The sequence below is a fragment of the Paenibacillus sp. FSL P2-0121 genome (genome assembly GCF_037975345.1).
Lineage (GTDB): Bacteria > Bacillota > Bacilli > Paenibacillales > Paenibacillaceae > Paenibacillus_AQ > Paenibacillus_AQ odorifer.
Window position 1 is genome coordinate 2,607,021 of sequence record NZ_CP150245.1, and the last position, 19,450, is coordinate 2,626,470.

Below are 19,450 nucleotides of genomic sequence, written 5' to 3' on the forward strand. Positions count from 1 at the left end.
CACTATTTGAAGTCACGCCCATAGGGCGTGGCTTTTTTATTAGAAATGCTAGTTGGCTTCAACGGACAATAATGAAATTCCTTCTTATTTAAAATTAAAATAAAATTCTTGACACTTCTCATTGATAACGATTATCATAGGAATCGATGAGTGAAAATGAAAATCATTATCACTACATGAAACGTATAAATATACATATTTGGAGGGATAGATTTTGAAAAAAATATTAGTACTACTGGTTATTGCAGCGCTTACGGCAATGACTGCATGTTCGTCTACAAATACAGCGGACAATCCAAAAAATGAAGCGGTAACGAATACAACTGCTAATGAATCGAAAGAAGCAAATGCAGCAAAAACAACAGAAGTAGCAAATACAGCGGAAGCTGCCGGCAAGGTGTACAGTCTGGAGAATGATGGTGTAGATGAAGCATTGTTCAACGAAGCGTTAAGCCAATTCCCAGCCACAGTCCCGAAGCGTATTGTAACAACTTCTGTACCATTAACAGAAATGCTTTATTTGCTCGGCATAACACCGGTAGGTGTACCAACTTCAACGAATCCAATCCCTGCTGATTTCGAAACAATTGATCGTATTGGATCACCTATGGCGCCGGATCTGGAGGTAGTAACAAAACTCGAACCGGACTTGCTGCTGGGAGCAGAATCACTTCGCAGCACGTTAGACAAATCGCTAGAAGGAATCGACCTACAAAAAGCATATTTGAGAACAGAATCATTCGAGGATCTAAAGCTTAGTCTCAAAGTATTAGGCACTTATTTTAATAAAAAAGATGAAATGAATGCTGCTTTAACTAAGATTTTGGACAAAGAAAATGAGCTGAGTCAATTAGCAGAAGGTAAAGAACTGCCAAGCGTGCTGCTCGTAATCGGAACCGCAGATTCCTTTATGGTCATGAGTGAGAAATCTTATTTAGGTAGCTTGGTTAAAAAGCTTGGTGCTGATAACATCGCAACTTCTGTATTGCAAGTTACTGACACTTACTCACCTATCAATATGGAGAACATTGTAGCCGCTGATCCAGACATCATTCTCGTACTCGCTTCAGGCGATCACGGAGCGACTGAGGATAAGTTCAAAAAAGAAATAGAGAAAAATGAAACTTGGACAAAGCTTTCGGCTTATGCAAATAACAAAATCAACATTCTAGATTACAGCGTATTCGGTGTCACTTCGATTATTAACGCGGAGACAGCCTTAACCGAAATTGCAAAATACTTCTATGAATAATTAAAGGAGACAGCAAGTGATAAATACATCTCGTAGCAGAATTATTGTTATTGTAACGTTAGCACTTGCGCTCGTTGCCGCTATAATTGCGATTGGACTAGGCTCAGTATACATTCCTATACCAGACATCCTAAGCACGATCTTTGGTTCAGCGGCAAAAGCGGTGAATGCGACCATCATATGGGATATTCGTTTGCCGCGTGTATTACTGGCGATGATCATTGGGGCAAATATCGCGGTTTCGGGTGCTCTTCTGCAAGCCGTGATGGGCAACCCACTTGCTGATCCAGGATTGACCGGTGTAACGAGTGGAGCGGCTGCATGTGTGCTTGTCATTATGCTTGCAGCTCCACAATATACGGAGTTCATTCCAATTGCGGCTTTTGTGGGTGGACTAATTGCTGCAGGGATTGTATATGCATTAGCGTGGAGAAGAACCGGTATTTCGCCCATCACTATTATTTTATCAGGAGTTGCTGTGAATGCTCTTTGCGGGGGATTAATAGGACTCTTGACCATCATGTACAGCGACAGACTTCCGGCAGCGGTCCAATGGTTAAACGGCAGTCTGGCTGCTAAAGGGAACAATGCCTTGATGATGGTTTTCCCGTATGCCATAGCAGGCTGGATCTTATCCTTTTTCGCGATCCGCAAGGCGAATATTATACGTTTAGGGGATCAGGTAGCTTCGAATTTAGGTGAAAATGTGGACCGAATTCGTATTCTACTTTCCTTGCTGGCAGTATTTCTAGCGGCTATCTCTGTAGCGGCTATTGGGATGATTGGCTTTGTAGGGCTTGTTGTGCCACATATGGCTCGATTGTTGGTGGGTTCAGACTATAAATTTCTTTTGCCGATGAGTATGGGACTTGGTGCATTGGTATTGTTGATAGCAGATACAGGTGGACGTACCCTATTTGCACCTTTAGATATTCCTGCGGGTATCCTTATGGCGGTGATCGGTGGACCTTATTTTCTATACCTGATGAGAAAGAAGGCGTTCTAACATGTTTACTGTCGATTCTATTTCGATTCGGTATGAGCAGAAAAACATTATTAACAACTTCTCTTTTTCCGTAAAAAAGGGTGAAATCGTCTCGATTATAGGACCAAACGGCTCAGGTAAATCTACATTGCTAAAGGCGGTATCACGGCTAATTCCATATCATACGGGTGCGGTCACACTCGATGGTACGGATCTAAAGTCTATGACTGCCAAACAAGTCGCTCGAAAAATGTGTATGCTGAGCCAGAAGAACCAAGCACCTAATGATATGACTGTGATCGATCTCGTCTCCTATGGAAGGTATCCACATAAAAAATGGTTCGAAAAATTAAATCATGAGGATATGGACATTGTCGACTGGGCACTGGAGAAGACACATTTAAAGGATTATAAGGATCGAGCCGTTTCCTCGTTATCCGGTGGTGAATCACAGCGTGCTTGGATTGCTATGGCCTTGGCGCAGCGTCCTTTGGTTATGTTGCTTGACGAACCGACCACTTACTTGGATATTTCGCATCAGCATGAAGTTCTTGAGTTAGTACGTGAGCTAAATCAAGACATGGGGATGACCGTCGTGATGGTGTTGCATGACCTCAATCAAGCCTCTACCTATAGTGATAGTATTGTTGTGGTGCAGGCGGGTGAAAAAGCGATGTATGGGACACCAAATGAAGTTATGACAACCGATATGATCCGGGATATATACCGAATGGATGCCGAAGTTCAATATGTTCCTACAGAGACGAAACCTCGTATTCATTTGCTAAGTACCGTTCGCTAGATTCGTGGCTAGATTACATAACCTATTAATGGAGGGATTTTATAATGAAGAAGCCTGTAGATGTTGAAAAAAATAAAGAAAACTATTTGCAATTTATTGCGAATCGTAAAAATCTGATTTTGAGCTTGATTGATGACGAAGGAAAACCTTTTATCAGCTATGCTCCTTTTGTTAAGCATGAAGGCAAGCTGTATATCTACATTAGTAAGATCGCCGAGCATTACAGATATATGGAAAATAACGATTTTGTAGATGCGCTTCTAATTGCAGATGAGTCTGCGACGAATAATAAATTTGCAACGGAACGTGTGCGGTGGAATTGCACATCAAGCAATATCGGGAATGACGGGCATGAGGAGATCTTTGAATTGTTTAATGCTGATCATGGGGCGGCAATGGTGAATTTGCTGCGTGGATTGGATTTTTCATTGTTTGAATTGACCCTTCTCCAAGGGCGTTATGTTGTTGGTTTTGGCTTGGCCTTTGACATCGACGTAGATGCGAACCTGTTCAACCATGTGGTGATCGACAAGAAAAAAGACGAAGAAGCCACTGTACAAGGGAGCAAATAATCTATGGCTTTCACTTCAGTGTTGCCAATCTGGCAAGCGGTGCAAACGCGATTTCATAAAATGGTGAAGACTTTGCCGGAAGAGGATCTTAACCTTAAGCTAGGGAACTCTACGATTGGGGGATTAATTCAGCATAATGCAGAAGTTGAGTTTATGTTCGCAGAGTGTTTTTTTGGAAGACCTAATCCTCAAGGCGACAAGGCGGTATATTCTACATTGAATGAACTCGTTGATCTGCTGACTGTTTCCAATGAGAATCTAACTGCTGCGATGCAGGAGCTTCCGGAAGAAGTGTGGCATGTGAGTGTGGAGTCGGCTTTTGGCACATCTACACCGCTTGAAGCGATAGGCAGACTTATGTATCATACAGGCATTCATGCCGGACAGATTTCGCTTATACAGAAAAATGCAGTTCGAAGTGAAGTATAGTGAATTGGGAAATGATTGATGAGAAAACGGCAGAAATGTCGTTTTTTTTGTGCGTAAATAAGGAGTTTTTAAAAAGGAGTTTGGGTAGTTGTTGACGTTCTTTTGATGTCCCTTTGATGTCCTTTTGATGTCCTCTGCAGCCTCTGGATTTGGTATAATGTAGGGGATTCTAAGGGGGCGCTGATTATGACAGAGTACTTGCGAGGCCAAATTGCCAAAATGGCGAATGTGAATATGGAGACGTTAAGGTATTATGAAGAGCTCGGATTAATTAGCACTCCCTTACGTTCGGAAGCTGGTTATCGTCTTTATTCGGATGAGGTGTTTAGCCGACTTGTTTTTATACATAATGCTAAACTGTGTGGTTTCACTTTAAAGGAAATCAAGAAGGCACTCACTAAATCTGAAAGCAGCGGCATTAGTATAGCTGATTTTGTAACTGTTGTGGATAAGAAAATGGATCGAGTTCGTGGCGAAATTGCAAAACAGGAAATAAAACTAACAGCCCTCGCAGATTTGAGGAAAAATTTGTTAGCCACAGATAAACACCCAGGCGTACAGTCCACGCTCGAAATCCTAAAAATGGATTCTTAACTTGACCTTGTAGTCTCCTACAGACTTTACAATCTGAGTTGAAAAGAATTGTAGGAGGGATTTACGAGATGGAAAAGACAAGTACAGAGCAGCTTGCAGCGATCAAAGATTATTTGCGACAAAGCAACCGATGGGATAGCAAGTCTATCGGGCAAATACGGCAGGAGATGGCCGCGACAGCTGCAAACATGCCCAGTCCTACTGATGTTATCGTCGAGCGGGTCATGATTGGAACCTTAAGCGGAGAGTGGATTATTCCTGTGAAATCTGCTTCACCCGCTGATGAAGTGATCCTTTATTTCCACGGTGGGGGTTTTATTTCGGGGACTTGTGAATTTTATCGGGATCTGGTTACACGAATTGCAAAAGCTAGTGGTAAGAAAATACTAGTCATTGAATATCGCTTGGCACCAGAGTTTACTTATCCGGCTGCTAACGAAGATTGTATAGACGCTTATCTGTGGCTGCTCGCGAATGGATATTCTGCCGGGAATGTCGTGCTTGGAGGGGATTCTGTTGGAGCCAGCCTTGTGCTGATGACGTTGATTACTTTACGGGATGCGGGTGGAGAACTGCCGGCGGGTGCTTTTTTAATCTCGCCGCATACAGATCTCGTCCATTTGGATGGTGAATCGTATTTGAGCCGAGCGGAGTTTGATCCAACAGGCAGCTTAAAAGGAAATAACCGAATAATTGAATTTTATCTAGGTGCTCGGACAGAACTAGCTCCTATATTATCTCCTTTAAGGTTGGATTTGCAGGGATTACCTGATTTACTTGTTCAAGTAGGCGACCACGAGGTATTGTTAAGTGATGCAACGAGGTTGGCTGAACGAGCACAAGCTGCGGATGTTCATGTAGAACTGGAAATATGGGAGAACATGTGGAGTGTCTTTCACTTTTTAGCTTATATGCTGCCAGAGGCGCAGCAAGCGATTGCGAATGTCGGTAAGTTTGTTAGGACGAGGTTAGATCGGATTGAGCAAAAAAGCAGCTGATATTACCCGCCTTCTTGAGAGATCAAGGAGGTTTTTTGGTGAAATCGTTAGGTTGGCAGAAGGTGGATTGCTAGATGTTGGGCTGCTTCATCGTAACGGACCGTATTGCAGCTATTTGCTCAATTTAGCGTGTTTGGCTAACTTTTCGGACTGCATAGCTCTTATTAGCACATTAGAATGCCGAAAAGGTGGGGATTTGGGTGAATCGCCGCATTGGAGTCCGATAGCATGGCGAATTACGGTGATTTTTGAAAATAAGGGCTCCTCAGTCCGAATTCATGTAGTACGGGGCTACGGAGAATAAGATACTAAACTGGGACCTAAGTTTAATAATTGGGTGCGAGTATATACTGATAATGATTTAACGAATGACAAAGTGGTAATATTGTCAGTTCGTTTTTGAACATAATATGCTATGATAATTACCACCAGAGATAGAGCGAGGGGAATACATATGTCGAATGATCTTCCATTATCAAAAGAAAACATTTTGGACGCGGCTGAACAAGTGCTCCGGCGTTTTGGCCCGGACAAGACTTCTGTTGTAGATGTAGCGAAGGTGCTTAAAGTAAGTCATGGTACGTTGTATAGACATTTTTCCAGTAAATCTGCTTTGCGAGAAGCCGTAACCGAAAGATGGTTGCAGTATAATATTTCAGAGCCTTTAAAGAATATTTCAGAGCATTTTGATGGGAATGCCAAAGAGCAGCTCCGATTATGGATGGATACGCTGATTCGTAGTAAACGCACCTATGCTGTGGATGATGCCGAAATGTTTGCTATGTACGCAGCTGTAACTTTAGAAGCGGTGGATATGATTACCCTACACGTAGATCAATTAATTGGGCAAATCGCAGGCATTATTGAACAAGGCATACAATCCAAAGAGTATAGAGTGGTGGAACCAGTGGTAACGGCTAGAGCAATTTTTAATGCTACTTCGCGGTATCATCATCCAGCACATGCTATAGAGTGGCAGTCGGCTACGATTGATCAGGATTTCGCCTCCGTTTGGGATTTGATTATTTCCGGGATTTCTTTGTAACATCTACTTAAAACCTTCTGATATTCAGGAGGTTTTTTTGTGTCTTAAAGAGGTATAAATCCCGTTGATTAGTCTGAATTGAGCAACTAGGGGCAAATGAACGGTATAAATCCCGTTGATTGGTCAGAATTAAGCGACTTGCAGCAGATGAACGGTATAAATCCCGTAGATTAGGCTGAATCGAGGGACTAGCAGTAAATGAACGGTATAAATCCCGCAGATTAGTCTGAATGGAGCGACTAGCGGCGAATGAACGGTATAAATCCCGCAGTTTAGTCTGAATTGTGCGAGTTGCAGCAAATGAACGGTATAAATCCCGTAGATTAGTCTGAATGGAGCGACTTGCAGCAAATGAACGGTATAAATCCCGTAGATTTGATTGAATTAAGCGATTTGCTAGCAGATGAACGGTATAAATCCCGTAGATATGATTGAATTGAGCGACTAGCGGCGAATGAACGGTATAAATCCCGCAGTTTAGTCTGAATCGAGTGACTAGTAACAGATGAACGGTATAAATCCCGTAGATTAGGCTGAATTGAGCGACTTGTAGCGAATGAACGGTATAAATCCCGTAGATTTGATTGAATTGAGCGACTAGCGGCGAATGAACGGTATAAATCCCGTAGATATGATTGAATTGAGCGACTAGCGGCGAATGAACGGTATAAATCCCGTAGATATGATTGAATTGAGCGACTAGCGGCGAATGAACGGTATAAATCCCGTGTGCAAAACCAATTTTTAAATGACAAATATTAAAAAATGTCACTTGTAATTTGTAATCGATCGATTTATAATCAGACCAACAAGAAGGCCAAAGCAATAGGAGGAGTAATTATGAATCAGAATTTAGCTGGAAAAGTAGCATTAGTAACAGGTGCATCGAGAGGCATGGGCCGGGAGATTGCGGAGAACTTGGCACAACAGGGTGCGAAGGTGGTCGTTAACTATTCGAGTAACCCCGGCAAAGCAGAGGAAGTCGTAACCGGTATTAACCTGAAGGGTGGAGAGGCCGTCGCTATTCGGGCAGACATCAGCCAGGTGGCAGAACTTGAACAATTATTCCAAACCACACTAGAAGCCTATGGACAACTCGACATTCTCGTCAACAACGCCGGGATTATGATTACGAAGCCGATACTAAATATGACGGAAGAAGATTTCGACAAGCAGTTTGCGATAAATGTAAAAGGCACCTTTTTTGCTTGCCAGCAAGCAGCTAAATATATGAATGATAACGGACGGATTATCAATTTTTCAACTTCCGTTACGGGTCAAATGTTCCCGACCTACAGCGTCTATGCAGGAACTAAGGGAGCAGTGGAACAAATCACTCGTCAGCTGGCCAAAGAATTTGGACGAAAAGGAATCACTATCAATGCTGTTTCACCTGGACCTGTGAATACGGAGTTATTTACCGTAGGGAAATCAGCGGAAGAGATTGCGACCGTGGGGAATATGAATTCCTTTGGACGTTTAGGCGAGCCTGAGGATATCTCAAACATTGTGTTGTTCTTAGCCAGCAAAGAATCACAGTGGGTTACAGGTCAGACGATCCGTGTCAATGGTGGATTTATTTAAGCTGGTGGTTAAAGGGATCTTTTTAATAGCTGAATGTGGTCAATCCTTCTAAAATGAATGTAAATAAAAGGAGGAGTGAAACCATGACGCGGATCATCTGCTCACCGACTAAATATATACAAGGACATGGTGAAATTCGTAAGCTGGGAGATTATTGTTTGCAGCTTGGAGCGACAAGAGCTTATGCCATTATTGATCCTTATATTTTCTCTGTGTACAAAAAAGAGATCACATACAGTTTTGAAATGAACGAAATGCCACTAGTGATGTGTGAATTCAAGGGCGATTGTAGCCGTAATCAGGTTAATGAGTTAGTAACCGCAATTGGCTTGAAGGATACCGAAGTCATTATAGGGATTGGCGGCGGCAAGACCTTAGATACGGCAAAAGCAGTAAGCCACATGAGTAACCTCCCGGTAGTTATTGTACCCACAGTGGCTTCAACGGATGCACCTTGCAGTGCTTTATCAGTGTTGTATACGGATGAGGGAGACTTTGACTGTTATCTTCCATTAAAAAGAAATCCTGATCTGGTTATCGTAGATGTCGATATCATTGCTAAAGCTCCTGCAAGATTACTTGTTGCCGGAATGGGAGACGCTTTGTCCACTTTTTACGAAGCAAGAGCTTGTCGAGAATCTGGGGCAATTACACACGCAGGTGGGACTAGCACAATTGCAGCCCTTTCATTAGCTCGTGCCTGTCTGGATACCCTTCTTGCAGAGGGTGAAACGGCATTAAAAGATGTTAAGCAAGGCATCACCTCTCCTGCGGTGGAACATATCATTGAAGCCAATATTTACTTGAGTGGCATTGGGTTTGAAAGTGGAGGACTTGCTGCGGCGCATGCGATTCATAATGGATTGACGCTGCATGAGGAATGCAGGAATACTCTTCATGGTGAAAAGGTTGCTTTTGCTACGATCGTTCAGCTTGTACTGGAGAAAGCACCATATGAAGAGATTGATCAGGTGATTGGTTTCTGCAAAAAAATCGGTCTTCCCGTTACTCTCAACGATCTTGGAATTACCAGTAAGGATATTGATCCATTGATGATGGTGGCGGAAGCTAGCTGTTCTGAGGATAGCCCCATCTGGAATATGCCCTTTGAAGTTCAAGCTGTGGATGTGCTGGAAGCAATTCTTGCCGCAGACGCGCGGGGACAATAGAAAAAGCCCGATTGTAAATTATTGCGAACCCTCCCCGTACATATTTAACCTTCGTGAACCAAACAATGAGAATAATTGTTTAAGACGAAGGAGGCGTTCCTCTTGATGAAGGACAGTCGAAAGTTTAATCGTTATTTACTAATTTGGATTGCTGTTGCTGCTCTAATGGTTACTTTAATCGCTCCCATGGCACCGTCTGTTTCAGCTGCCGAGTCCAGAGACAACCCTACAAACACACCAAGTGAAGAGAAGACATCTCAACGTAATAAGGTCGTAATTATTATTGACGATTTCGGCAATGGCATGAAGGGGACGGATGAAATGTTTTCGCTGCCAATAAAGCTTACTGTGGCGGTTATGCCCTTTTTGCCTACATCTGTGAAGGACGCCACACGTGCGCATGAACGCGGAGATGATGTTCTGGTCCATTTGCCGATGGAGCCCCGCCAAGGGAATCCTAAATGGCTTGGACCCGGAGCTATTCTGGCTAAGATGTCTGATGAAGAAGTGCGTCAAAAGGTGGAAGCCGCGCTCGATAATGTGCCTTATGCTATCGGTATAAACAACCATATGGGCTCTAAGATTACCGGGGACGAACGGATTATGGGTGTGATTTTAGCCGTCTGCAAAGAGCGGGGATTGTTTTTTGTGGACAGTAAGACCAACTACCGTTCTGTTGCTGGTAATATGGCTTATCGAATGGGGCTGCCGCGCGTAGAGAACCATATCTTTTTGGATGATACACATACAGCTAATCATGTGCTGAAACAAATGGGTCTCGTAAATAATCTGGCGAAGGATCAACGATTCTGCGTAACCATTGGTCATGTTGGTGTATATGGAAAAGAAACCGCCGCAGGCATCCGCAGCGGTGTGGAGCAAATAAAAGATGATGTTGAATTTATAGGCATATCTGATCTCGTTAAAAACGAAATGAAATGGAACTCGAATCCTACACTTCCATAAGATAAGCTACTATGCCGCCAGCAATTGCTTCAGCAATTTCTTGTTGCCCTTTAGGGGTGCATAGCTTTTCGCGATCTGTCGGACTGCTTACAAAACCCGCCTCAACAATTACGGTTGTGGCGGTTATTTTGTTGAGTAAATAAAAAGGTTTACCTGGTCTTGTCTCAGCCTGGATATTATAGAGACTGTTTAATTGTTGCTGAATGGTCTGGGCAAGAATAAAGCTGCGGCCTTCTTGGCGATATAATACAAGTGGTCCATGCTTGGATGGTGAAGGTGCCCAGTTAACATGGATGCTGACCACTACAGTAGCTGGTAATGTCTCAGCCAGCTCTTTACGCTGAGCAAGGTCGCGCAGATGCCGGGATTTACTGCGCAGCCAGCGGTTCTCATCGCTTGGGGCGTAATCTCCATTACGATTTAAGGCAACGTCAAATCCATCGCTGCGCAGCAGCAGAAATAATCGGCGTGAGATATCTAATGTAATATCCTTCTCAAGAATGTTGCCGTAGGAAGTTCCTCCGTCGATCCCCCCATGTCCTGCATCAATTAAGATCATCCGGTGGCCGTGGCTTAAGAGATGCTGACGTTCATCATTCACTACGGGTTTGGATGGAGTTGCAGTAGCATATGCACTCCCCATAAACAGCATTAGAAGTCCAACTGTGGTTAAAGTAATACGCAAGCCGCATATTGCAGCTGCTGTCTTGGAATAAGCTTTATTTCTCCCAATGTTCAAATGAACTCCTCCTTGCATGTGAATAACCTCGTGCCCTAGATTCTTTGTTATATTGTGCTTTAATAGGTAAACCTATTCGAACAATTCGAGACAAGAGTTTAGATATATGCTCGGTGGTGCACACTAAGAGCATGGAACGACGCTGGCTATCTTAAATCACTTACAATGTAGGAGGTGTTACAAATGGCTTCCGGCGGCGATGAGCTTGTAAAGTATATCACTGAGAAGGTAGTTGTTTATATCGAGGATCCGCGTGCCATTCATGCTCGTAGAGCGGCTACAAAGCAGCCGTGGTCACAGAAATGGTTCGGTATGCTTCCGCTTGGTTGGTCGATCTGGCGAAGCAAATGGAGCCACAGTGACAAGGATTGAATTTCACAAATAACAAATAACAAATAACAAATAACCTTCCAGTGCCTTGTTGAGGGTGGCAGCGGAAGGTTATTTGTTATGTTTAGTTATAGATATTTCTGTCGGGCAGCTTGTGCAGTGTTCCTATAGCCTGCAAGGCAGTGAGTGGCAAATACCGTCTTCCTTCTGGCCCTGATGCTGCGTAAACGGTAGGCATGTTGTTTATTGCTTTTGTTTTATTCGAAGCAGGCAACCAGTTTTGATAACCTGTAATCATAAAAGGTGCCCCTACGATATCATTTCGGCCAGCGGCTTGATAAGCAATACTTTCCTTGGGACGAATCAGTGTGGCGATATTGTCACCGCCTACAGCAAGCAGTTTTGGGGAGGTCAACCACATGATATCTTTATAAGGATCATCTGTTCCCCCGCTTTGATAGGCCGAAAGCGGAGACAAATCAGTAGTTAGGTTAGTGATTACATCCGTTTCTGTCTGCTGTCCTTTAAGCACTTCTTCCGCTTTACTTAGCGTCCACGGTAAAACTTGCGGCACGGAAGCATTGATAAATATTGTCTTATTGTCAATGACGATTTTCCATACGGGTAGAAGTGGTGCATATAAGGCTGTGAGTTTTATTTTTCCTGTATAAGATGAAGGTATAAGTCCTTCCTGCACCAAAAATTGGCGCAGTTCTAATAAACTATAGGGGAGTCCGTAAGTGCCAGCTCCATATTCGCTAAGCATATAACCACCTTGATCCGTAGCGGAAATGATCATGTAGCCGATCCGCTGTTCACCTTTCATAACGTTGACAAGCCAGCTATGAGTACCTGGACCCAGAGGATAATATTCTATTCCTGCGTCCTTCCAGGCTGTAAATGGAGCTTCTGCTGCGAGCTTGTTCAGTGTACTCTTGGCAAATTCTTGGACCGTACCGGGTGAAGGTAAGATATCCATCTGCAGTACAGGTATCAAATCCTGTGTGACTGAATCAACTACACTTACTCTGGAAGCGGCAAGCGCAGAAGAGGAACCGGAGCTCGTTGCGATGAGTCCGATGCATAGAAGCAGGAGGAAGCAGCTTTGACCTGCAAGAAGCAGCCTCCGCCGTACACTTATTTTCATGGCGTCGTTCACCTTTCTTTGTTATGAAATATCAGAAAGTAAAAAGCTTCCTTTTTATTGTAGAGGACAAGCTATAAAAAGGCTGTTGCTTGCTGTCGCGCCGGAAGGCGGCATTTCCCTTGTTTTTTTGCCTGCTTTTAGCGAGTAGGGTCGCATTCTATAGGCTCCGCAGATGAAACAGTCCATAGGTCACCGCAGAAACTGCGATTTGCGGCTCATATTGCCAAATGGTCTCTTGTCGACGCCGATTATACTGCTCTTGAGTCGCTAGGCGTTTTTCTTCGTCAGGCTCCTTCAGCAACTCTCCATAATAGACATCAATGATGTCCAGTTCAACCCTTAGCCGCTCACGTGCCTGTTCTGCCCAAGTGTAGTCCAGTTCGGCTAACTGAGCGGTAAGATGAGTTTCCAATAAGTCGGTAGCGGCTGCTACTGTCATTTCATAAGGCTGGATATGCACATTTTCCGGTAAGCGTGGCATCATCTCTTTTGTGGAAACTTTTGCATTAAAGTCATCAATGATGGTTCCCTTTGTTAGGGAGATGCCAAGATAATGGAGTTCTTCACGTTTCAAATCGCAGCTCATCTCCACTTTATAGCAGACACTAAGCCATGGCTCGTAAGCGGCAGAGAACAGCGTGTTTCGCTGCCTGCTGCCCGGGTCCTCAAATAAGTAAAGGCATTTCCCTTCGTCCCGAGCGGCGTTCCAAATCTGTTGCAATCGCTTGCTTCCGTAAATAATATCCTCTCTGCGGATCATTCCTGGCCCAATTCGTGGGAGTGCCGGCACAATGCCGAAGTAGCGGGCTAGGATACTTTCCTCCGGGTCAGTAGATGGAGCATTCACTGCTTCTGAGCCCGGGGAGGCGGATTCGAGTAAGTCAGTGCTGGCCTCTGCATCGTTTGTTCCGCCTGTAGTTAGGCTTCCGGTGACAACTTGATTCAAAATGCCAGCACTACGATTTGCAATGGGGGGAACCTCTACTGCAGCTTGACTGTCGTATTTTTCCGGATCAAAAACAAAGGTGAAAGAAAGGGTCTCAGGATCTACACCTGTGCGCTCCACGAATCCCCAATAATACGGCCGGTCGGTAAGCATTTTGTCAGCTCTAGGTGATAATTTCACAGTTACGTGAAGGGGCGAAGCCTCAATGATGGAGCATTCAGTGGCTTCAAGATAGTCCATCACATGCTTGCGTACTTCCTGTGCGGTGAGGGTCATGTCGCAGTCCCACTTTCTTTTTTAATACCCTGTGTCAATTCACTGAGGGATTCACCAATATGGTCCAGCTCATGCCGCAATTCTTCGTCGGAGCGGGATTCGAGCATGATTTTGTATAAACTTTTCTCCAGCGATTCCTTCTTTTCAAAACGTTCCAGGATTACATCCAGCCCGCCAATCACCATTTCAAACATATTGATTTTTTCATGCAGCAGATGCAGGATATGTTCTTCAATCGTGCCTTGCGTAGACAAGTTGTAGATCACTACGTCATTTTCTTGCCCTAACCGATGGACACGTCCGATACGTTGCTCCACGCGCATGGGATTCCAGGGCAGATCAAAGTTGATCATATGGTGGCAAAATTGCAGGTTAATTCCTTCACCACCGGCTTCCGTTGCAATCATAACTTGAGCGCGGCCGCGGAAAAGATCCATCATCCAATCTTTTTTTCCACGGTTCATTCCGCCGGAATAAGAGACACACATCAGCCCATGTTCACGGAAATACTGTAGTAAATACTCTTGAGTTGCTCGATATTCCGTGAAAACGATGACCTTTTCATTCATTTCTTGAATGAGGGCTAAGGTTGTTTCAGCTTTAGTGTTTGTTTTAACGGTACGGAGGGTCTGTAGCAGCTCCATCATCCGGTCTCTTTTTGGGGAATCCGCAGGCAGCTTTTTGATCAAATTAACTAAAGTGATAAAGACGGCATCCCGGCTGCTGCACACCTCACGTTGAAGGGTTACCAGAGAAAGCATACTGCTAAGATTGCCGCCGGATTCCTGATACTGGTCTTTGACAAAGGAAGTAACACTGTTATACAAATCTTTCTCTTCTTGGGAGAGAACTAAGGGAATATTACGGACTTTTCGTTTCGTGAAATTAACTGGACCTTCACCACGGCGATTGCGGATCATGACCTTCGAAAGCTCGTCCCGCAGTTGACCTTCATTCTTGGGCTGGCGTTTATCAACCACGAAATTCGAGGCAAAATCGCCCTGATTTCCAAGTTGCCCCGGCTTCAGTATAGTGATCAGATTAAAGAGTTCGCCCAGATCATTCTGAACGGGAGTCGCGGTGAGCAGCAGGCAATATTTTTTGCGTAATTGCTGTACAAATAGATAATTGGTCGATTTTTTATTCTTCAGCTTGTGAGCTTCATCAATGATCAACATATCGTATTCATTTTCCAGCAAGATTTCCTTATGAGGATCTCGTTTGGCGGTATCCATCGATGCGACGACTATGGCGTTGCCCCACGAATAGGCTTTTTTCTGAGCGACAGCAGTGATGCCAAATTTCGCATTCAGCTCACGAACCCATTGCAATACTAGAGAAGCAGGTACGAGAATAAGCACTTTGGAGACAAGACCGCGTACGAGATATTCTTTGAGCACTAGTCCTGCTTCAATGGTCTTGCCCAGTCCAACCTCATCTGCAAGAATCGCGCGGCCTGACATTTCGAACAGAACCTTATGCGCTGTATCCAGCTGATGGGGAAGTGGGGACAAGCCGGATAAATGCTTCATACATTGCAGCTCATCGAAGCTCGTTACTAGACCTGTTTCCTCTCCTTGTACGGCAAGCTTAGATAAACGGTAGTCTCCCCATGGGCCGCCCTTTTCCAATTTGAGCTCCAGATCTTGCAACCAATTCCGGTCAAAAGAAAGAGGAACAGGCAGTATTGGCGCGGGTGTTCCCCCTTGCTGGGGTAGAGAATTACGGAATAATTGCGTCATAATGCAGCCTCCTCAAGCTCGGATTTATATCACCATTCGTAAGAGTAGTATGCTCGTAAACGAGAGAATTCATAACCTCTTATTTTTCACGATAGCCTTTAAAAAAGAGAGCAAGAGCGAGAAAAAGCAGCAACGTTTGCGATAATCCGGCAACTTGACTCTATTTTCGAATAAGACCTTCGATACAATATGTGGTATAGTTTAAAAGCTGACGCACACAATATATTGTGACAAAAGCTTGAAAATGTATTTTTTATAGAGTGCTTAGCTGGTATTTGTTATTGACAAGATGAGCTTCCTACATACACCTGTTAAGCAGTGGAGGATGGTAAGGGGGTTTTTGTTGTGGGCCCATACCTTGGACCGGAAACTAATATCTACTACACATGCGGGAGGTTTTTTTATTGAGTAAAGTGGAACGTAAGCAACGCCTTGAAGGGCTAAGTGAAAAAATATTTTTGGATCGTTATGCTTGGAAGGATGCAGACAGCAACAATGCTAAAGTAGGCGATGTTGTATTGGTGCTGACCAAAGATGATCCGAAGTTTCCAACTAAGGAAGTCGGAGAAATTGTGGAGCGCAGTGGTCGAATCGTAACTGTAAAGACACGCAGCGGTGAGTTTGTGAAATCGGATGTTGAAAAGTTGACCCTTAATATAGAAAAAACTCCTGAGGAAATGTGGGACCGTCTATCCACAGCGATGGCTTCTGTAGAGAAGACACCTGAGCTTCAAGCAGAATGGGCGGGCAAATTCCGTTCAATCCTAGATGATTGGAAGCTTGTGCCGGGTGGACGTATTGCGGCTGGTGCAGGTGCTAGTGAAGAATTAACATTGTTCAACTGTTATGTAATCCCTTCTCCAAAAGACAGCCGTGGCGGCATCATGCAGACATTGTCTGAAATGACGGAGATTATGGCCCGTGGTGGCGGTGTGGGCATTAACCTGTCTTCATTGCGTCCTCGTCGTGCGATTGTTAGAGGGGTTAATGGTTCATCCAGTGGTTCCGTATCTTGGGGCGGTTTGTTTAGTTATACTACGGGGCTTATTGAGCAAGGCGGCAGCCGTCGTGGCGCGCTCATGTTGATGATTAATGACTGGCATCCCGATGTTGAGGACTTCATTACCGTGAAGCAAACGATGGGCCAAGTCACTAATGCTAACCTTTCGGTATGTGTGAGCAATGGTTTTATGAAGGCTGTAAAAGAAGATCTGGACTGGGATCTCGTATTCCCGGATACAACCGATCCTGAATATAACGAAATGTGGGATGGCGATCTCGACAAGTGGAAAGCTGCCGGCAAAAACGTTATCCATTATCGCACCGTAAAAGCGCGTGACGTGTGGCGTACGATCATTGAATCGGCATGGAAATCTGCTGAGCCAGGCGTCGTGTTCATGGAATACTATAACCAGATGTCTAACAGCTGGTATTTCAACCCGATTATTTGTACAAATCCTTGTGGAGAGCAAGGCCTGCCAGGCTGGGGAGTCTGCAATCTGTCTGCGGTGAACCTGTCCAAGTTCTACGATGAGAAAAATCATGATGTAGATTGGGAAGATCTTGCGACTACAACCCGTTATTCGGTCCGTTTTCTGGACAATGTAATTGATAAAACACCTTATCATTTCCCGGAAAATGAAGCGAATCAGAAAAAGGAACGCCGCGTGGGTCTCGGAACCATGGGATTGGCGGAGCTGATGATTAAATTGAACATCCGTTACGGCAGCCCGGAATCGTTGGAGTTTCTGGACAAGCTATACGGCTTTATGGCTCGTGAAGCCTACCTTGCTTCGGCAGAAATTGCTGGAGAGAAGGGTTCCTTCCTAGCTTTTGATACTGAGAAATATCTAATGAGCGGCTTTATGAAAAATATAGTCGAAGCGTATCCAGAGGTTGGCGAAGCGATTCGTGAACATGGTATGCGTAACGTTACAGTGATTACACAAGCACCTACAGGTAGTACAGGTACAATGGTAGGTACTTCTACGGGAATTGAGCCTTATTTTGCCTTTAAATATTTCCGTCAAAGTCGTCTTGGCTATGATGAACAGTTTGTTCCAATCGCTCAAGAGTGGCTGGAAGCTCATCCGGGTGAAGAGCTGCCTGACTACTTTGTAACTTCGATGGATCTGTCAGCTAAAGATCATATCCGTGCGCAAGCAGCGATCCAACGCTGGGTAGATAGCTCTATTTCCAAAACAGCGAACTGCCCGTCTGACTTTACGGTTGAGGAGACGGCTGAGCTATATGAAATGGCCTTTGATCTAGGATGTAAGGGTGTTACGATCTACCGCGATGGAAGTCGTGATGTTCAAGTTCTGGAAACCACGAAGAAGGAAGACAAAAAAGAAGCTGCTACGGTTGCGGCAGAGGAAGCTACAACTACTGTAGAAGCAAGTACAAGTGTGGTAGCAGCAAGTCCAGCGCCTCAAGTGACTACAAAAGAGGCGGATAAACAATACAAAAAACGTCCGCAGGTTCTGCGCGGCGCTACCTATAAAATCAACACACCATTTGGGATGGCATATATTACGATCAATGACCTTGATGGAATACCGGCTGAAATCTTCCTGAATGTAGGTAAAGCGGGTTCTGACGTCTTTGCTATGGCTGAAGCATTAGGCCGTGTCTGCTCCTTGTTCCTCCGTTACGGAGATCATGGTGAGAAAGTGGAGCTGTTGATTAAACATCTGAAAGGCATTGGCGGATCAGGAGCTATCGGCTTCGGCGCGAACCGGGTTGAATCCATTGCTGACGCTGTAGCTAAGGCACTGGAATCACATGTGCTGAACAATGCTCATGATGATCATGTACCTGCTCCGATTGCGGCAACTTTGGAGCTGGAGGATTTCAATGAAGCATTAAATGCGGAGTTGAAATCGAGCGTTCCGTCAGCTACGGAAGATGGACATGGTGGTCATCATGGACATAACCATGCTACGGCTTCCCGTGACCTTTGCCCATCCTGCGGCAGCGCCTCGCTGATTAATATTGAGGGTTGTAAGACTTGTGGCAATTGCGGGTATAGTCGTTGCGGGTAAAGGGTAGAGCCGATAAGTGTTTTGTGGGAAAACTAGAAATGTGACTATGCATAGCTACTAAAAGCAAGCGATCATCGAGAGGAAGTGTTTATCCTTTTATCTCAATGGATCGCTTGTTTTTTATTATTGATGATGTTCATTGAGAGGTTTTAACTATATGAGTTTTAGATACTATAGAACTACATACAGACTATGATAAAGAATTTATTGAATTTAGGGTAAGAAATGCTTTGGAAATGATAAAGGTAGTATTTAAAGAAAAAGATAAGGTTGGAATTGCGATTTGGTAAGTAACAACGTATTTACGCGGTGTGTCTGGTCTGTGAACTCTGTGTTCTGACTAAGCTTTTTAACACAAAAACACGCGTACTTGTCTAACAAAGGTACGCGTGTTTTTGTTATTCCACTACGAGAGGAATTATTTTTACATATCTAAATTTTTGAATGCATAAGGCAATAAATCCCTTAAACTCAGCTCTAAGATTTCTTTTTTCTCATTGGTTAAATAGACAGGCATGTCGGGCAAACAGAATTCCGATAATACTTGTCTGCAGATACTGCATGGCGGCAGAAAATCCATTGTGTCACCTGCTACAGCTATAGCCTGAAAATCACCTTTAGTATAGCCCTTTGTAATAGCTGTGAAGATTGCTGTTCTCTCTGCACAATTAGTAGCGCCAAAAGATACATTTTCTACGTTTACTCCATTAATAACATTTCCATCTTTAAGCAATAAGGCTGCTCCAACTGGAAATTTAGAATATGGGGCATAAGCAGCTTTCTTTGTGTTACGTGCGCTTTCCATTAATTCTTCTTTATTCATAATACTC

20 protein-coding genes are annotated in these 19,450 nt (G+C 44.1%); 14 read left to right on the forward strand and 6 right to left on the reverse strand.

The features are described 5' to 3' along the window. Positions 1–214: 214 nt before the first annotated feature. From MKY54_RS11375 to MKY54_RS11415, 9 genes are all read left to right on the forward strand, one after another. On the forward strand, positions 215–1,252 hold the full coding sequence (locus tag MKY54_RS11375; RefSeq protein ID WP_339190499.1) for an ABC transporter substrate-binding protein: 1,038 nt from the start codon (positions 215–217) through the stop codon (positions 1,250–1,252). Positions 1,253–1,268: 16 nt separating this feature from the next. Next, complete coding sequence (locus MKY54_RS11380) at positions 1,269–2,258, forward strand: iron ABC transporter permease (protein WP_051491618.1); 990 nt, start codon at positions 1,269–1,271, stop codon at positions 2,256–2,258. Between the two features lies 1 nt (position 2,259). Beyond that, positions 2,260–3,039 carry an ABC transporter ATP-binding protein gene (locus MKY54_RS11385; RefSeq protein WP_076301194.1) on the forward strand — a complete coding sequence of 260 codons (780 nt, stop codon included), beginning with the start codon at positions 2,260–2,262 and terminating at the stop codon, positions 3,037–3,039. A gap of 44 nt (positions 3,040–3,083) precedes the next feature. Beyond that, a complete protein-coding gene (locus MKY54_RS11390) occupies positions 3,084–3,611 on the forward strand; it encodes a pyridoxamine 5'-phosphate oxidase family protein (RefSeq protein ID WP_076301193.1) in 528 nt (175 codons plus the stop codon). 3 nt (positions 3,612–3,614) lie between these two features. Then, the gene (locus MKY54_RS11395) at positions 3,615–4,040 is read left to right on the forward strand and encodes a DinB family protein (protein ID WP_339190501.1); all 426 of its coding nucleotides are present in this window, start codon (positions 3,615–3,617) and stop codon (positions 4,038–4,040) included. 186 nt (positions 4,041–4,226) lie between these two features. Continuing rightward, positions 4,227–4,634: a MerR family DNA-binding transcriptional regulator gene (locus MKY54_RS11400; protein ID WP_076280565.1), complete on the forward strand. Its 408-nt coding sequence runs from the start codon at positions 4,227–4,229 to the stop codon at positions 4,632–4,634. A gap of 68 nt (positions 4,635–4,702) precedes the next feature. After that, positions 4,703–5,632, forward strand: coding sequence for an alpha/beta hydrolase (locus MKY54_RS11405; RefSeq protein WP_339190503.1), 930 nt, complete (start codon positions 4,703–4,705; stop codon positions 5,630–5,632). Further along, positions 5,613–5,936, forward strand: a complete 324-nt coding sequence (locus MKY54_RS11410) for a hypothetical protein (RefSeq protein WP_339190505.1) — start codon at positions 5,613–5,615, stop codon at positions 5,934–5,936. The genes MKY54_RS11405 and MKY54_RS11410 overlap by 20 nt, the downstream gene beginning before the upstream one ends. Positions 5,937–6,086: 150 nt before the next feature. Beyond that, positions 6,087–6,677, forward strand: a complete 591-nt coding sequence (locus MKY54_RS11415; protein WP_076195024.1) for a TetR family transcriptional regulator — start codon at positions 6,087–6,089, stop codon at positions 6,675–6,677. Between the two features lie 7 nt (positions 6,678–6,684). Here the strand turns inward: MKY54_RS11415 and MKY54_RS11420 are convergent, their stop codons facing one another. Then, on the reverse strand, positions 6,685–7,449 hold the full coding sequence (locus MKY54_RS11420; protein ID WP_339190507.1) for a hypothetical protein: 765 nt from the start codon (positions 7,447–7,449) through the stop codon (positions 6,685–6,687). Positions 7,450–7,517: 68 nt separating this feature from the next. On the opposite strand from MKY54_RS11420, the gene MKY54_RS11425 reads away from it, so the two are divergent. The 3 genes from MKY54_RS11425 to MKY54_RS11435 all read left to right on the forward strand — a co-directional run bounded on the left by MKY54_RS11425 (position 7,518) and on the right by MKY54_RS11435 (position 10,396). Beyond that, the gene (locus tag MKY54_RS11425; protein WP_339190508.1) at positions 7,518–8,261 is read left to right on the forward strand and encodes an SDR family oxidoreductase; all 744 of its coding nucleotides are present in this window, start codon (positions 7,518–7,520) and stop codon (positions 8,259–8,261) included. A gap of 83 nt (positions 8,262–8,344) precedes the next feature. Next, complete coding sequence (locus MKY54_RS11430) at positions 8,345–9,430, forward strand: glycerol dehydrogenase (protein ID WP_339190509.1); 1,086 nt, start codon at positions 8,345–8,347, stop codon at positions 9,428–9,430. Positions 9,431–9,535: 105 nt separating this feature from the next. After that, the gene (locus MKY54_RS11435; RefSeq protein WP_081388374.1) at positions 9,536–10,396 is read left to right on the forward strand and encodes a divergent polysaccharide deacetylase family protein; all 861 of its coding nucleotides are present in this window, start codon (positions 9,536–9,538) and stop codon (positions 10,394–10,396) included. On the opposite strand, the gene MKY54_RS11440 is transcribed toward MKY54_RS11435, so the two are convergent. Next, on the reverse strand, positions 10,383–11,135 hold the full coding sequence (locus MKY54_RS11440) for an N-acetylmuramoyl-L-alanine amidase (protein ID WP_254847629.1): 753 nt from the start codon (positions 11,133–11,135) through the stop codon (positions 10,383–10,385). The two genes, MKY54_RS11435 and MKY54_RS11440, sit on opposite strands and share 14 nt — an antisense overlap. 183 nt (positions 11,136–11,318) lie before the next feature. On the opposite strand from MKY54_RS11440, the gene MKY54_RS11445 reads away from it, so the two are divergent. Next, complete coding sequence (locus tag MKY54_RS11445; protein ID WP_036689445.1) at positions 11,319–11,507, forward strand: YqzE family protein; 189 nt, start codon at positions 11,319–11,321, stop codon at positions 11,505–11,507. An 82-nt stretch (positions 11,508–11,589) separates the two neighbouring features. Here the strand turns inward: MKY54_RS11445 and MKY54_RS11450 are convergent, their stop codons facing one another. The 3 genes from MKY54_RS11450 to MKY54_RS11460 form a co-directional block, all read right to left on the reverse strand. After that, positions 11,590–12,612: a hypothetical protein gene (locus MKY54_RS11450; RefSeq protein WP_076220063.1), complete on the reverse strand. Its 1,023-nt coding sequence runs from the start codon at positions 12,610–12,612 to the stop codon at positions 11,590–11,592. A gap of 157 nt (positions 12,613–12,769) precedes the next feature. Further along, positions 12,770–13,834, reverse strand: coding sequence for a YqhG family protein (locus MKY54_RS11455; RefSeq protein WP_076129984.1), 1,065 nt, complete (start codon positions 13,832–13,834; stop codon positions 12,770–12,772). Next, the gene (locus MKY54_RS11460) at positions 13,831–15,576 is read right to left on the reverse strand and encodes an SNF2-related protein (protein WP_076129985.1); all 1,746 of its coding nucleotides are present in this window, start codon (positions 15,574–15,576) and stop codon (positions 13,831–13,833) included. The genes MKY54_RS11455 and MKY54_RS11460 overlap by 4 nt, the downstream gene beginning before the upstream one ends. A gap of 386 nt (positions 15,577–15,962) precedes the next feature. Here MKY54_RS11460 and MKY54_RS11465 point away from each other — a divergent pair, with 386 nt between their 5' ends. Beyond that, positions 15,963–18,620 carry an adenosylcobalamin-dependent ribonucleoside-diphosphate reductase gene (locus tag MKY54_RS11465; protein ID WP_076129986.1) on the forward strand — a complete coding sequence of 886 codons (2,658 nt, stop codon included), beginning with the start codon at positions 15,963–15,965 and terminating at the stop codon, positions 18,618–18,620. Between the two features lie 424 nt (positions 18,621–19,044). Here MKY54_RS11465 and MKY54_RS11470 read toward each other — a convergent pair whose 3' ends face one another. Next, positions 19,045–19,443 (reverse strand): cytidine deaminase, encoded by a 399-nt coding sequence (locus MKY54_RS11470; RefSeq protein WP_036689594.1) that lies wholly within the window; start codon positions 19,441–19,443, stop codon positions 19,045–19,047. Positions 19,444–19,450 lie beyond the last annotated feature (7 nt).